At 66.4% G+C, this 14,344-nt stretch carries 12 protein-coding genes and 1 tRNA gene; 9 read left to right on the forward strand and 4 right to left on the reverse strand.

What is annotated here, in order from left to right; all coding sequences use genetic code 11:
* The first annotated feature begins 134 nt into the window (after positions 1 to 134).
* Positions 135 to 1,109: a LysR family transcriptional regulator gene (locus BLS50_RS11290; protein ID WP_027807635.1), complete on the forward strand. Its 975-nt coding sequence runs from the start codon at positions 135 to 137 to the stop codon at positions 1,107 to 1,109.
* A 108-nt stretch (positions 1,110 to 1,217) separates the two neighbouring features.
* Here BLS50_RS11290 and BLS50_RS11295 read toward each other — a convergent pair.
* The 4 genes from BLS50_RS11295 to BLS50_RS11310 form a co-directional block, all read right to left on the reverse strand.
* Positions 1,218 to 1,294, reverse strand: a tRNA-Met gene (locus BLS50_RS11295).
* Positions 1,295 to 1,452: 158 nt separating this feature from the next.
* On the reverse strand, positions 1,453 to 3,111 hold the full coding sequence (locus tag BLS50_RS11300) for an MFS transporter (protein WP_027811886.1): 1,659 nt from the start codon (positions 3,109 to 3,111) through the stop codon (positions 1,453 to 1,455).
* A 227-nt stretch (positions 3,112 to 3,338) separates the two neighbouring features.
* A complete protein-coding gene (locus BLS50_RS11305; RefSeq protein WP_027811887.1) occupies positions 3,339 to 4,892 on the reverse strand; it encodes a sensor histidine kinase in 1,554 nt (517 codons plus the stop codon).
* Between the two features lie 17 nt (positions 4,893 to 4,909).
* Positions 4,910 to 5,638, reverse strand: coding sequence for a response regulator transcription factor (locus BLS50_RS11310; protein ID WP_006497347.1), 729 nt, complete (start codon positions 5,636 to 5,638; stop codon positions 4,910 to 4,912).
* 186 nt (positions 5,639 to 5,824) lie between these two features.
* Here BLS50_RS11310 and recA point away from each other — a divergent pair, with 186 nt between their 5' ends.
* The 8 genes from recA (at position 5,825) to BLS50_RS11350 (ending at position 14,218) form a co-directional block, all read left to right on the forward strand.
* Positions 5,825 to 6,895 (forward strand): recombinase RecA, encoded by a 1,071-nt coding sequence (gene recA, locus BLS50_RS11315; protein WP_012329169.1) that lies wholly within the window; start codon positions 5,825 to 5,827, stop codon positions 6,893 to 6,895.
* Positions 6,895 to 7,788 carry a recombination regulator RecX gene (recX, locus tag BLS50_RS11320; RefSeq protein ID WP_074802233.1) on the forward strand — a complete coding sequence of 298 codons (894 nt, stop codon included), beginning with the start codon at positions 6,895 to 6,897 and terminating at the stop codon, positions 7,786 to 7,788. Before recA ends, recX begins: the two co-directional genes overlap by 1 nt.
* A gap of 146 nt (positions 7,789 to 7,934) precedes the next feature.
* The gene (locus tag BLS50_RS11325; protein ID WP_012329167.1) at positions 7,935 to 8,543 is read left to right on the forward strand and encodes a DUF2889 domain-containing protein; all 609 of its coding nucleotides are present in this window, start codon (positions 7,935 to 7,937) and stop codon (positions 8,541 to 8,543) included.
* Positions 8,544 to 8,611: 68 nt separating this feature from the next.
* The gene (gene sucC / locus BLS50_RS11330; protein WP_006477915.1) at positions 8,612 to 9,778 is read left to right on the forward strand and encodes an ADP-forming succinate--CoA ligase subunit beta; all 1,167 of its coding nucleotides are present in this window, start codon (positions 8,612 to 8,614) and stop codon (positions 9,776 to 9,778) included.
* A gap of 69 nt (positions 9,779 to 9,847) precedes the next feature.
* Positions 9,848 to 10,729 carry a succinate--CoA ligase subunit alpha gene (gene sucD, locus BLS50_RS11335; RefSeq protein ID WP_006477916.1) on the forward strand — a complete coding sequence of 294 codons (882 nt, stop codon included), beginning with the start codon at positions 9,848 to 9,850 and terminating at the stop codon, positions 10,727 to 10,729.
* Between the two features lie 157 nt (positions 10,730 to 10,886).
* Positions 10,887 to 11,591, forward strand: coding sequence for a TerC family protein (locus BLS50_RS11340; protein ID WP_011546122.1), 705 nt, complete (start codon positions 10,887 to 10,889; stop codon positions 11,589 to 11,591).
* A 96-nt stretch (positions 11,592 to 11,687) separates the two neighbouring features.
* Positions 11,688 to 12,284, forward strand: a complete 597-nt coding sequence (locus tag BLS50_RS11345; RefSeq protein WP_011546121.1) for a pilin — start codon at positions 11,688 to 11,690, stop codon at positions 12,282 to 12,284.
* Between the two features lie 155 nt (positions 12,285 to 12,439).
* Entirely contained in the window at positions 12,440 to 14,218 is a 1,779-nt protein-coding gene (locus BLS50_RS11350) for a PglL family O-oligosaccharyltransferase (protein ID WP_074802234.1), read from the forward strand.
* The last annotated feature ends 126 nt before the right edge of the window (positions 14,219 to 14,344 follow it).

Here is a 14,344-nt window from a genome sequence, read left to right on the forward strand (position 1 = left end):
CTGAACGGAAACCGGTCGGTTTCCAGTCCGAAGCGTCGAAACTATTCAGGATCGGAGAACAATAGGCGGGGGCTTGTGCCGCGCCCGCCGCGCGCTCTATTCTGTCCCGTTGGCGATTCGAAGGGGGAAGCAGCATGGACCGCATCCAGGCAATGGAGGTTTTTACCCGCGTGGTCGACGCGAACAGCTTTACGCGGGCGGCCGACACGCTCGCGATGCCGCGCGCATCGGTGACGACCATCATCCAGAATCTCGAGGCGCTGCTCGGCGTGCGCCTGATGCACCGGACCACGCGCCGGCTGTCGCTGACGCCGGAGGGCGCCGCGTACTACGAGCATTGCATGAAGATCATCGCGGAGATCGCCGAGGCCGATGCGAGTTTCCAGGCCGGCAACCGCAAGCCGAGCGGCGTGCTGCGCGTCCACATGCCGAGTTCGCTCGGGCGGCGCGTCGTGCTGCCGTCGCTGTCGATCTTCCGGCAGCGCTATCCGGACATCACGCTCGAGCTGGGGCTGTCCGACCGCTACGTCGATCCGGTCGAGGAGGGCATCGACTGCATGATCCGGGTCGGGCCGCTCGAGGATTCGTCGATGGTCGCGCGGCGTATCGGGATGCTCAAGCGCGTGACGTGCGCGTCGCCCGATTACCTCGCCCGTCACGGCGAGCCGAACGAGATTGCCGATCTCGTCGAGCATCACGCGGTGAATTTTCGCTCGAGCCACGGCGCGCGGGCGATTCCGTGGGTGTTCATGATCGACGGCAAGCCGTTCGAGGTGCGGATGAACGGCAGCGTCACGGTCAACGACTCCGATGCGTACGTGACGTGCGGGCTCGAAGGCTTCGGGATGATCCAGCCGACGCTGTTCATGGTGCTGCCGCACCTGCTCGACGGCTCGCTGGTCGAGGTGCTGCCGGACAGCAATCCGAAGCCGAAGCCGATCTCGATCGTCTACCCGCACAACCGGCATCTGTCGCAGAAGGTGCGCGTGTTTGCGGACTGGATCGCGGAGGTGTTCGAGTCGACGCCGGCGCTGGAGGGCGGGGAGAACTGGCGGGGGAAGGTGCGGGCGGAGACGCCGGATGCGCAGCGCGGAGCGGTGGTGGCGTAGTCCTGGCGCAGCGCGCGGCCTGAAGGCGGGCAACGCGCGACGCCGCGTGCGCCGGATGAAGCAATGAAAAAAGCCGCTGTTTCTTTCGAAACAGCGGCTTTTCGCATTTGGTGGCGAATCAGGGATTCGAACCCCGGACCTGCGGATTATGATTCCGTCGCTCTAACCGACTGAGCTAATTCGCCGTGAAGACTTGAATTATGTCGATCGGCCGGTCAGCTGTCAATAGCTTTTTCCATCTTTCCCGAAAAAAGTTGCCAGTCGCCGTGCCGACCTCCATCGTGGCGGGAGCCAGTCACCGGAAGGAGATCCTCCGCTGGCCATCCCCGCCGCACCCTCGACATCAATCCTGCGCGTAGATGTCCGAGTCCTTCGTCTCCTTGACGAACAGCAGGCCGATCACGAACGTGGCCAGCGCGATCACGATCGGATACCAGAGCCCCGAGTAGATGTTGCCCTTCGCCGCGACGATCGCGAACGCGGTCGCCGGCAGGAAGCCGCCGAACCAGCCGTTGCCGATGTGATAGGGCAGCGACATCGACGTGTAGCGGATTCGCGTCGGGAACATCTCGACCAGCATCGCGGCGATCGGGCCGTAGACCATCGTCACGAAGATCACGAGGATCGTCAGGATCACGATCGTCATCGGCCAGTTGAGTTGCGCCGGGTCGGCCTTCGCCGGGTAGCCGGCCCCCTTCAGCGTCGACGCGAGCGTCTTGTCGAACGCCGCGCCCTGCGCCTTCGCGTCGGCCGCCTTGCCGTCGTAGGTCTGGATCACCGTGTCACCGACCTTGATTTCGGCCTGCGCGCCGGCCGGCGCCGCGACGTTCTCATAATTCAGGCCGGCCTTCGCGAGCGCGCTCTTCGCGATGTCGCACGAGCTGGTGAACTTCGACGTGCCCACCGGGTTGAACTGGAACGAGCAGGTGGCCGGATCGGCGAGGACCGTGATCGGCGCCTTCTGCGTCGCGAGTTCGAGCTGCGGGTTCGCGTAGTGCGTGAGCGCCTTGAACAGCGGGAAGTAGGTCAGCGCGGCGATCAGGCAGCCCGCCAGGATGATCGGCTTGCGGCCGATCTTGTCCGACAGCGAACCGAAGAACAGGAAGAACGGCGTGCCGATCAGGAGCGCGATCGCGATCAGGATGTTCGCGCTGGCGCCGTCGACCTTCAGCGTCTGCGTGAGGAAGAACAGCGCGTAGAACTGGCCCGTGTACCACACAACGGCCTGGCCGGCCGTCAGGCCGATCAGCGCGAGGATCACGATCTTCAGGTTCTTCCACTGGCCGAATGCTTCGGTCAGCGGCGCCTTCGACGTCTTGCCTTCCGCCTTGATGCGCAGGAACACCGGCGATTCGTTCAGTTGCAGCCGGATCCACACCGACACCCCGAGCAGCAGGATCGATGCGACGAACGGCACGCGCCAGCCCCAGCTGCCGAACGCTTCCTCGCCGATGAACGTGCGCACGCCGAGGATCACGAGCAGCGACAGGAACAGCCCGAGCGTGGCCGTCGTCTGGATCCAGGCAGTGTAGAAGCCGCGCCGGTTGGCCGGCGCATGCTCGGCGACGTAGGTCGCCGCGCCGCCGTACTCGCCGCCGAGCGCGAGGCCCTGTAACAGCCGCATCGCGATGAAGATCACGGGGGCGGCGATGCCGATCGACGCGTAGCCCGGCAGGAAGCCGACCACGAACGTCGAGACGCCCATGATCACGATCGTCACGAGGAACGTGTGCTTGCGGCCGACGAGGTCGCCGAGCCGGCCGAACACGATCGCGCCGAACGGCCGCACCGCGAAGCCGGCGGCGAAGCCGAGCAGCGTGAAGATGAAGGCGGCGGTCGGATTGACGCCGGAGAAGAAGCTCTTGCTGATGTAGGCCGCGAGCGAGCCGGCCAGGTAAAAGTCGTACCACTCGAACACGGTGCCGAGCGACGACGCGAAGATCACCTTCTTCTCTTCGCCCGTCATCGGCGAGTGCGAAATTTGCCCGCCTAACGTTGCCATGAATCGTCTCCAAGTCCCTTGATATAGATGTGCGGCCGCCTTGGGAGGGGCGGGCCTGTCGACGATTATTGGCACGGAAACTTACGGCGCACTGACTTGCGCGTACAAAACGACTGCGCGTTAACCCGTGTCGAATCGGTCGCTTCGCGTGTCGATCGTGGCGTGAACGTCCGGTAAAGCGCCGGTTTCTGCGTATTGGCGCCGCGCCGTGGCGGCACGCGTCAGGGTTAATCCGGGGCGGTATCGGTCAGCGGCAGGCTGATGCGCACCAGCGTGCCGGCGAGGCGCGGCGCGTGCTGGTAGACGTGATCGTCGAGCGTCAGCGTGCCGCCGTGCTGCGTGGCGATCTCGCGCACGATCGCGAGCCCGAGGCCGCTGCCGTCGCCTTCGCGGCCGAGGATCCGGTAGAAACGCTCGACGACGCGCTCGCGCTCGCCGGCCGGGATGCCGGGGCCGGTATCCTCGACCTCGAGATGCACGCGCCGCGCCGCGCGCTCGGCCCGTACGCGCACCGTGATGCGGCCGCCTTCGGGCGTATAGCGGATCGCGTTGTCGACCAGGTTGCCGAGCATCTCGCGCAGCATCACCGGGTTGCCGTCGACCTCGAGCGGCGCGTCGTCGTCCGGGCCTTCGTACCCGAGGTCCATGCGTTTCGCGAGCGCGGCCTGCACCCAGTCGCGCACGGTGCGCCGCGCGAGCGAACCGATCTCGACCGGCTCGAACGTCAGCCCGCTCGCGCGGTTCTCGGCGCGCGCGAGCGCCAGCAGTTGCGTGACGAGCCGCGCGGCCTGCTCGGAGCTCGTCGCGATCTGCTCGAGCGAGCGCTGGACGTCGGGTGGCACCGGGTGGCGCAGCGCGAACTCGGCCTGCGTGCGCAGGCCCGCGAGCGGCGTCTTCATCTGGTGCGCGGCATCGGCGATGAAGCGTTTCTGCAGCGCCATGTTCTGTTCGAGGCGCGCGAGCAGGTCGTTGAACGACGTGACGAGCGGCTCGATCTCGGGCGGCGCGCGCTGCGCCTCGACGGGCGACAGGTCGTCGGGCCGCCGCGCGCGGATGTGCGCCTGCAGCGCGTTGAGCGGCGCGAGCCCGCGCGACAGCCCGAACCAGACGAGCAGGATCGCGAGCGGCAGGATCACGAATTGCGGCAGGATCACGCCCTTGATGATGTCGTTGGCGAGCGCGTTGCGCTTGTCGAGCGTCTCGCCGACCTGCACGAGCACGGGCTGCGCGCCGCTCGCCTGCGGCAGCGCGACGGTCGTATACGCGACGCGCACGTCGTTGCCGCGCAGCAGATCGTCACGGAACACGACGACGCCCGGCGGCGGGCGGTCCTCGTCACGCGGCAGCGGCATGTCGGCTTCGCCGGCGACCAGCTCGCCGCGCGTGCCGAGCACCTGGAAGTAGACGCTGTCGATGTTGTCCGCGCGCAGGAAGTCGCGCGTCTGCTCCGGCAGCGTCAGCTCGGCGACGCCGTTGACCGGATGGATCTGGCGCGCGAGCACGTAGGCGTTGGTCTCGAGCGCGCGATCGAACGGGCTGTTCGCGATCGTTTTCGCGACGAGATAGGTGACGGCGATGCTCATCGGCCACAGCAGCAGCAGCGGCGCGAGCATCCAGTCGAGGATTTCGCCGAACAGCGAGCGCGGGCGCGGCGTTTCGGGCGATTCGGTCTCGTCGGGCGGCGCGAACGGGTTCTCGTAGCGCGCGTCGCGCGCCTCGTCGGCAGCCGACGACGGCGCGCCGGTCGGGTGGCGGGAAGGGGAATGGGCCGGCGTGGCCATCGCGGCGCCGCCCGGCGTCAGCGCAGCGGCGTGCCGGCCGCCGCGGGCTGGGGCGCCGCCGTGTCGGCCGGCGTCGCGGGCGCGACCTTCTCGAGGCAATAGCCGAGGCCGCGCACGGTCGAGATCCGCACGCCGCTCGGTTCGATCTTCTTGCGCAGCCGGTGCACGTAGACTTCGATCGCGTTGTTGCTGACTTCCTCGCCCCATTCGCACAGATGATCGACGAGCTGTTCCTTCGACACGAGCCGGCCGATCCGCTGCAGCAGCACCTCGAGCAGGCCGAGCTCGCGCGCGGAGAGATCGAGCACGTGATCGTTCGCGTACGCGATGCGGCCGACCTGGTCGAACGCGAGCGAGCCGTGGCGCACGACGGTCGGGCCGCCGCCGGCGCCGCGCCGGGTCAGCGCGCGCACGCGCGCCTCGAGCTCGTTGAGCGCGAACGGCTTGGCCATGTAGTCGTCGGCGCCGAGGTCGAGCCCTTTCACGCGTTCGTCGACGCTGTCGGCGGCGGTCAGGATCAGCACGGGGAGATTGGAATTGCGCGCGCGCAGGCGCTTGAGCACGTCGAGCCCGGACATTTTCGGCAGCCCGAGATCGAGGATCAGCAGGTCGAAAGTCTGCATCGACAGCGCGGTGTCGGCGTCGACGCCGCTCTTCACGTGATCGACGGCATAGCCCGATTGGCGGAGTGACCGGGTGAGGCCGTCCGCGAGTATGCTGTCGTCTTCGGCGATGAGAATTCGCATGTTGCTGACCGGTGCCGGCAGGGCGTTCGCGCCGGCGCGGCTGTCTCCGAAGTTATTCGTGCACAACGCTTTGCATTGCGGGCTTGCACAAAACACTGTTTTTTTATACAGTGTCTGCATTCGTGGGCAGCGCTTGAAGCGAGCGCGCCTCCAACAGACGCTGCTCATCATAGCAAAGGACGATTCATGGAAGATAGCAAGAAGGGCTCCGGGATGACCGCCGAGAAGAGCAAGGCGCTGGCGGCCGCACTCGCACAGATCGAGAAGCAGTTCGGCAAGGGCTCGATCATGCGCATGGGCGACGGCGAGGCGGCCGAGAATATCCAGGTCGTCTCCACGGGGTCGCTGGGTCTCGACATCGCGCTGGGCGTCGGCGGCCTGCCGCGCGGCCGGGTGGTCGAGATCTACGGACCGGAATCGTCCGGTAAAACCACCCTCACGCTGCAAGTCATCGCTGAACTGCAGAAGATCGGCGGCACGGCAGCCTTCATCGACGCCGAGCACGCGCTCGACGTCCAGTACGCGTCGAAGCTCGGCGTGAACGTGCCGGAACTGCTGATCTCGCAGCCGGACACCGGCGAGCAGGCGCTCGAAATCACCGATGCGCTGGTGCGCTCGGGCTCGATCGACATGATCGTCATCGACTCGGTCGCGGCGCTCGTGCCGAAGGCCGAAATCGAAGGCGAGATGGGCGATTCGCTGCCGGGTCTGCAGGCTCGCCTGATGTCGCAGGCGCTGCGCAAGCTGACCGGCACGATCAAGCGCACGAACTGCCTCGTGATCTTCATCAACCAGATCCGGATGAAGATCGGCGTGATGTTCGGCAACCCGGAAACCACCACCGGCGGCAACGCGCTGAAGTTCTATTCGTCGGTGCGTCTCGACATTCGCCGGATCGGCTCGATCAAGAAGAACGACGAGGTGATCGGCAACGAAACCCGCGTGAAGGTCGTCAAGAACAAGGTGTCGCCGCCGTTCCGCGAAGCGATCTTCGACATCCTGTACGGCGAAGGCATTTCGCGTCAGGGCGAGATCATCGATCTTGGCGTGCAGGCGAAGATCGTCGACAAGGCGGGCGCCTGGTACAGCTACAACGGCGAGAAGATCGGCCAGGGCAAGGACAATGCGCGTGAATTCCTGCGCGAGAATCCGGAAATCGCACGCGAGATCGAAAACCGCATCCGCGAATCGCTCGGTGTCGTCAGCATGCCCGATGGCGTAGCCAACGAAGCCGAGGTGTTGGACGAAGAAGAGTAATGGTTGTGCGCCGAGGTCAGGCTGGCGAGCCGGAGGAGAGCGACATGCCCGAAACGGCGGGTCGCTCCGGCCGGCGAGCCGGTTCCTCGGGCGCCGACCGGCGGGACGCAGGCGGCAACGCCGCGAACCGCACCGCGACGAGGGCATCCGACGATGCCCTCGTTTCATTTGAGATTGCCGCACCGGACGATCCGTTCGACGACGATGAGTCGTTCGACGCGCATGATCGCTCGCGCCGTCGCGTGTCCGGTGTCCGCTTCCCGGGCGATCGCGCCCCGGCCGATCGCACAGCCGATGCGTCCGCGACGGAAGATGTCTATACGCGCAGCAGCCAGCATCCGCGCCGCACACGCCGCGTAGCCGGTGCGTCTTTCGGCGCATCTTCCGGCGGCGCTGCTTCAAGCGACGCGCCGGGCGCCAGCGAGCGCAAGTCGTCGAAGCCGCCGCGGTCGTTGAAGGGCCGCGCGCTCGGCTATCTGTCGAGGCGTGAATACAGCCGCGCGGAGCTCGCGCGCAAGCTCGCACCCTACGTCGACGAAGGCGAGTCCATCGAACCGGTACTCGATGCGCTGGAACAGGAAGGCTGGCTGTCCGACGCGCGCTTCGCCGAGAGCCTCGTGCATCGTCGCGCGTCGCGTGTCGGCGTCGCGCGCATCGTCAGCGAGCTGAAGCGCCATGCGGTCGGCGACAGTCTCGTCGAAGAGGTGAATGCCCAATTGCGCGAGACCGAATTGACGCGCGCGCAGGCTGTCTGGCGCAAGAAATTCGGTGCACTGCCGCAAACGCCCGCCGAACGCGCGAAGCAGGCGCGCTTCCTGGCCGCGCGCGGCTTCTCGAGCGCGACCATCGTGAAGTTGCTGAAGGTCGGCGACGATTTCCCGATCGACGACTGAGCCGCCCGGTCGCGCGCGTGGCGCGCGATTTTGCTGCATTGCAACCGCTTCCGGACAGGCGGGAATACCCGCCGTCGCGGCAAACTGTCTCAAATACCCAATATGCTAAAATCCACGGGTTTTCCTCTTCGGCCTCAACCTCCAGCATGCCGCTATCCGAGCCCGTGCCCCGTCAGTTGCGACATCGACGCGCAATCCGAGCGGAAGCCTACGAGCGCGGCGACGGCTTGTGGGACATCGAAGCCTGCCTGACCGACCACAAGCCGCGCGATGTCGCGCTTGCGTCGGGCATCCGGCCCCAGGGCCTGCCGATCCACGAACTCTGGCTGCGCGTGACCATCGATCGTGACCTCAATGTCGTCGACGCCGAAGCGTCTTCGGAATGGGTGCCCTATCCTGGTCATTGTCAATCCGCCCCGCCCGCCTATCGGGCCCTCATCGGGCTCAATCTCTTCCGCAATTTCCGCCGCAACGCGAACCGGCTCCTCGCCGGCGTCGCAGGCTGTTCCCATCTCACCGAACTGTGCGCCGTGCTGCCGACGGCCGCGATCCAGGCGTTCGCCGGTGACGTGTGGAACGTGCGCGAGGAGGGCGGCGAAGGGCCGGATCACGACGGCGCGCACGCCGAACCGCCTTTCCAGCTCGGCCGCTGCCGTGCGCTGCGATTCGACGGCGAGGTCGTGCGGCAGTACTACCCGCGCTGGTACGGCCCGATTCGGCCGGATCTGCCCGGTGAAGGCAGCACGAAGGAATGAACGGAAATCATTCGAAGAAGCGTCTTAAGCGACTTTTCATCCAACTCTCAGACTGAAGGGAATCACGCATGAAGATTCACGAGTACCAGGGTAAGGAAATCCTGCGGAAATTCGGAGTCGCGGTACCGCGCGGCAAGCCGGCGTTCTCGGTTGACGAGGCCGTCAAGGTGGCGGAAGAGCTCGGCGGCCCGGTATGGGTCGTGAAGGCTCAGATTCACGCGGGTGGCCGTGGCAAGGGCGGCGGCGTGAAGGTGGCGAAGTCGATCGAGCAGGTCCGCGAATACGCGAACCAGATCCTCGGCATGCAGCTCGTCACGCACCAGACCGGTCCGGAAGGCCAGAAGGTCAACCGTCTGATGATCGAAGAAGGCGCCGACATCAAGCAGGAACTGTATGTCAGCCTCGTCGTCGACCGCATCTCGCAGAAGATCGTGCTGATGGGTTCGAGCGAAGGCGGCATGGACATCGAAGAAGTCGCCGAGAAGCACCCGGAACTGATCCACAAGGTCATCGTCGAGCCGTCGACGGGCCTGCTGGACGCGCAGGCCGACGACCTCGCCGCGAAGATCGGCGTGCCGGCTGCGTCGATTCCGCAAGCGCGCGCGATCCTGCAAGGCCTGTACAAGGCATTCTGGGAAACCGACGCATCGCTGGCCGAAATCAACCCGCTGAACGTCTCTGGCGACGGCAAGGTCACCGCACTCGACGCGAAGTTCAACTTCGACTCGAACGCGCTGTTCCGTCACCCGGAAATCGTCGCGTACCGCGATCTGGACGAAGAAGATCCGGCTGAAATCGAAGCGTCGAAGTTCGACCTCGCGTACATCTCGCTCGACGGCAACATCGGCTGCCTCGTGAACGGCGCGGGCCTCGCGATGGCGACGATGGACACCATCAAGCTGTTCGGCGGCGAACCGGCGAACTTCCTGGACGTCGGCGGCGGTGCGACGACCGAGAAGGTCACGGAAGCGTTCAAGCTGATGCTGAAGAACCCGGACCTGAAGGCGATCCTCGTGAACATCTTCGGCGGCATCATGCGCTGCGACGTGATCGCGGAAGGCGTGATCGCCGGTTCGAAGGCCGTGAACCTGAACGTGCCGCTCGTCGTGCGCATGAAGGGCACGAACGAGGACCTCGGCAAGAAGATGCTGGCCGATTCGGGCCTGCCGATCATCTCGGCCGACAGCATGGAAGAGGCTGCGCAGAAGGTCGTCGCGGCTGCCGCAGGCAAGTAAGCACGCGCTAATGAACACGTAGGGCGGCGCGGTTTGCACGCGACGCCCATCGAACAGAGGTCAAAATACATGTCGATTCTGATCAACAAGGACACGAAGGTCATCACGCAGGGCATTACCGGCAAAACCGGTCAGTTCCATACGCGCGCCTGCCGTGAATACGCAAACGGCCGCGAAGCATTCGTCGCGGGCGTGAACCCGAAGAAGGCCGGCGAAGACTTCGAAGGCATTCCGATCTACGCGAGCGTCAAGGAAGCGAAGGCGGAAACCGGCGCGACCGTGTCGGTCATCTACGTTCCGCCGGCAGGCGCGGCCGCTGCGATCTGGGAAGCGGTCGAAGCCGACCTGGATCTCGCGATCTGCATCACGGAAGGCATCCCCGTCCGTGACATGATCGAAGTGAAGGACCGCATGCGTCGCGAAGGCCGCAAGACGCTGCTGCTCGGGCCGAACTGCCCGGGCACGATCACGCCGGACGAACTGAAGATCGGCATCATGCCGGGTCACATCCACCGCAAGGGCCGCATCGGCGTCGTGTCGCGTTCGGGCACGCTGACGTATGAAGCCGTTGCACAGCTGACGGCACTCGGCCTCGGCCAGTCGTCGGCAGTCGGTATCGGCGGCGACCCGATCAACGGCCTGAAGCACATCGACGTGATGAAGATGTTCAACGACGATCCGGACACGGATGCGGTCGTGATGATCGGCGAAATCGGCGGTCCGGACGAAGCCAACGCCGCCGAGTGGATCAAGGACAACATGAAGAAGCCGGTGGTCGGCTTCATCGCGGGCGTCACGGCGCCTCCGGGCAAGCGCATGGGCCACGCCGGCGCGCTGATCTCGGGCGGTGCGGATACGGCCGAAGCGAAGCTGGAAATCATGGAAGCGTGCGGCATCACCGTCACGCGCAACCCGTCGGAAATGGGCCGTCTGCTGAAGAAGGCGCTGTAATCATTTCCATTGGGCTCGTCCTGCAAAAAACGCCGGCTTTGCCGGCGTTTTTTGTTATGCTCCCGCAATGAATTCGTAAGCACCGGGCATGCGTTCTGCATGCGCCTACGATGAACCGGGCCGCCCGCAAGGCAGCCGTTGTCCTTTCCTCTCCGCCATGCTCGAATTCCTGACCTCGCTGCACTGGGGCGCCATTCTCCAGATCGTCATCATTGATATCCTGCTCGGCGGCGACAACGCGGTCGTGATCGCGCTTGCGTGCCGCAACCTGCCGGCGAACCAGCGGCTGCGCGGCGTCGTCTGGGGCACCGCGGGGGCGATCCTGCTGCGTGTCGCGCTGATCACGTTCGCGGTCGCGCTGCTCGACGTGCCGTTCCTGAAGCTCGGCGGCGGCCTGCTGCTGCTGTGGATCGGCATCAAGCTGATGGCGCCGGCCGCCGACGCGCACGACAACATCAAGCCGGCCGACCGGCTGTGGGATGCCGTGAAGACGATCGTGATCGCCGATGCGGTCATGAGCCTCGACAACGTGATCGCGATCGCCGGCGCGGCCGAGCAGGCCGATCCGTCGCACCGGATCGCGCTCGTGATCTTCGGGCTCATCGTCAGCGTGCCGATCATCGTGTGGGGCAGCACGCTGGTGCTGAAGCTGCTCGACCGTTTCCCGGTCGTCGTGGCATTCGGCGCCGGGCTGCTCGGCTGGATCGCGGGCGGGCTGATCGTGAACGATCCGGTCGGCGACCGCTGGCCGGTGCTCGATGCGCCGGAAGTGGTCTACGGCGCGAGCATCGTCGGCGCACTGTTCGTCGTCGCGATCGGTTATGCGCTTAGGAAACGCCGCAGCGTGCCGCACGCGCACTGACTGGCCATCCGGCTGACTGCCGGCTTCGCGGCCCGCTGGCTACGATCGAGACGCCTGCCTGTATCGGCAGGCGTTTTTCGTTTCCGGAGCCTGTTCATGTTCGAAGCCTTTTCCGTTTCCCTGTTCCGTCGCGTTGCCGCCGATCTGCGGCACGCGAACCGGCCGTCGTCGCGCTGGCGGCTGGCCGGCTTCACGCTGATCGAACTGATGATCGTGTTGGCGATCGTCGGGGTCGTCGCGGCCTATGCGATTCCCGCGTACCAGGATTACCTCGCGCGCTCGCGCGTTGGCGAGGGGCTGGCGCTCGCATCGTCCGCGCGGCTCGCGGTCGCCGACAACGCCGCGAGCGGCGCGAGTCTCGACGGCGGCTACAGCCCGCCCGCCGGTACCCGCAACGTCGAATCGGTTGCGATCGACGGCGCCACCGGCCAGATCACGGTTTCTTTCACCACCCGCGTCGCCGCGGCCGGCACCAATACGCTGGTGCTCGTGCCGTCCGCGCCCGACAAGGCCGAGGCGCCCACCGCGCGCGTGCCGCTCAAAAAGGGCGCGATACAGGCGGGCGCGATTGCATGGGAATGCTTCGCGGCCGGCAAGGACGCGTCGTCGCTGCCGGCGCCCGGAGCGGGGCCGTTGCCGGGTAACGCCGCGACGCTGCCCGCGAAATATGCGCCCGCGGAGTGCCGCGCATAAGGCTGGCGGAGAAGCAGGGCGGCGGCGCCTGCGGCCTGCCGGCCGCCGCTTCGGCCGGCCGGGCCGCAGCCCGGCGCCGGCTCGCGGAGCGACGGCCCCGCACAGAGCAGGGAAAGTTTTGTATAGTGCGCCGGTTGCTGACATCCGGTTCGCTCATGCCTTCTACTTTTTCCCGTTCGTTGTCGCTCGTTGCGCTGGCTGTCGCCCTGATCGTGCCGTACGCGATCACGAATCACACGTATCCGATCCCGACCTTCTATTCCGAGTTTTCCGCGCTGGTGCTGTATCTGCTGGTGGGCGTGTCCGTCGTGCTGCTCGCGCGCACCGGCCGCCCGGCCGAGCCGTTTGCCGCACCGGCCGCGTTCGTCGTCCCGCTCGGCTTTGCGGCGGTGCTGATCGCGCAGGTCGCGCTGATCCCGCTCAAGGTGCCGTCGATGAACTGGCTGGCGGTCGGTTATCTCGCGGCCGCGCTGGTCGCGATGCAGGCCGGCTACGCGCTCGCGCGCGACGGGATGGCGGAAACCGTGTCGCGGATGATGGCCGGCGCGCTGCTCGTGGGCGGCGTGTTCGCGGTCGGTACCCAGATCGTGCAGCTGTTCCACCTCGAGTCGGCCGTCTCGCCGTTCGTCGTCGTGTACAACATCGCGGTCGACCGCCGTCCGTACGGCAACATGGCGCAGGCGAACCACCTGGCCAGCTACATCGCCTTCGCGCTCGCGGGCGCGCTGTATCTGGTCCAGACACGCCGGCTCGCGGTGTGGGCCTGGCTCGCGTTGTCGCTCGTACTGTCGGTCGGTCTCGCGCTGACGGTGTCGCGCGGGCCGTGGCTGCAGGTGGCGGTGATGGTCGTCGCGGGCTTCTGGATGGCGTGGGTCGAATCGCGCCGCACGCCGGGCAATGCGCGTGCGTGGCTGATACCGGTCGTGCTGGCGGTCGCGTTCATCGCGGTGAACGTCGCGGTGCGCTGGGCCAACGTGCACTATCACCTGAATCTCGCGGAGTCGGCCGCCGACCGGATGCGCGACGCCGGGCAGATCGCGCCGCGCCTCGCGCTGTGGAAGTACGGGCTCGCGATGTTCCGCGAGCATCCGCTGCTCGGCGTCGGCTGGGGCGAATTCCCGTCGCACCAGTTTGCGCTCGTGCGCACGCTCGGCGGCGTCGAGATCGCGAACAACTCGCACGACATCTTCATCGACCTGCTCGCGAAGTCCGGTCTCGTCGGGCTCGGCGTGCTCGCTGTCACGCTCGTCATGTGGTTCGTGCGCACGGTGCGGGCGCCGCAGTCGAGCATGCGCGTGTTCGGCTTCGCGCTGATCGGCATCCTGCTGATGCATGCGCTGGTCGAGTATCCGCAGCAATACATGTTCTTCCTGCTACCGGCGATGTTCGTGATCGGGCTGCTCGAGGTGAAGCCGCTGCGCGTCCTGCCGGGGCGTGCGGCATTCGGGCTGTTCGCAGTGCTGTCGCTGGGCGGCGTGCTGGCGGCGGTGCCCGTGCTGCGCGACTACCAGCGCGCAGAAGTGCTCTATTACGGCAGCAGCCCGGCCGCGCAGTATCGCGATGCGCCGTCGCTGCTGTTCGGCGCGTGGGGCGATTACGGTGCGGCGACGCTGCTGACCATTTCGCCGGACAACCTGCCGCTCAAGCTCGCCGCGCACGAGCGCGCGATCGCGCTGCTGCCGGGCGAGACGGTGCTGCGCCGCTACGCGGTGCTGCAGGCGCTGGCCGGCCGCGAAGCCGACGCGCTCGATACCGTCGCGCGCCTGCATGTGTTTGCGAAGGAGTTGAAGGACTGGCCGCAACAGCTGGCCGCGTTGTACAAGCTGTGCGGCGATGAGCCGGCGCTGAAGACGTTCAGGGCGGCCGTCGTCGCGAAATACGGGGAAGCGCCGGCCGACGAGGGTGACGACTCGGACGACGACGATTCGGATTGACGCGTGTCGTGCGCGCCGGAACGGGGAATTCCGGCGTTTGTCTGGCCGTGATGAAAGCGGGCTGACGTCGTCGGCGCAACATGGCCCGGCGCATCACGCGCTGAGCCGATCGGCTATCGATTACGT

It is taken from the genome of Burkholderia orbicola, from assembly GCF_900100915.1.
GTDB lineage: Bacteria > Pseudomonadota > Gammaproteobacteria > Burkholderiales > Burkholderiaceae > Burkholderia > Burkholderia orbicola.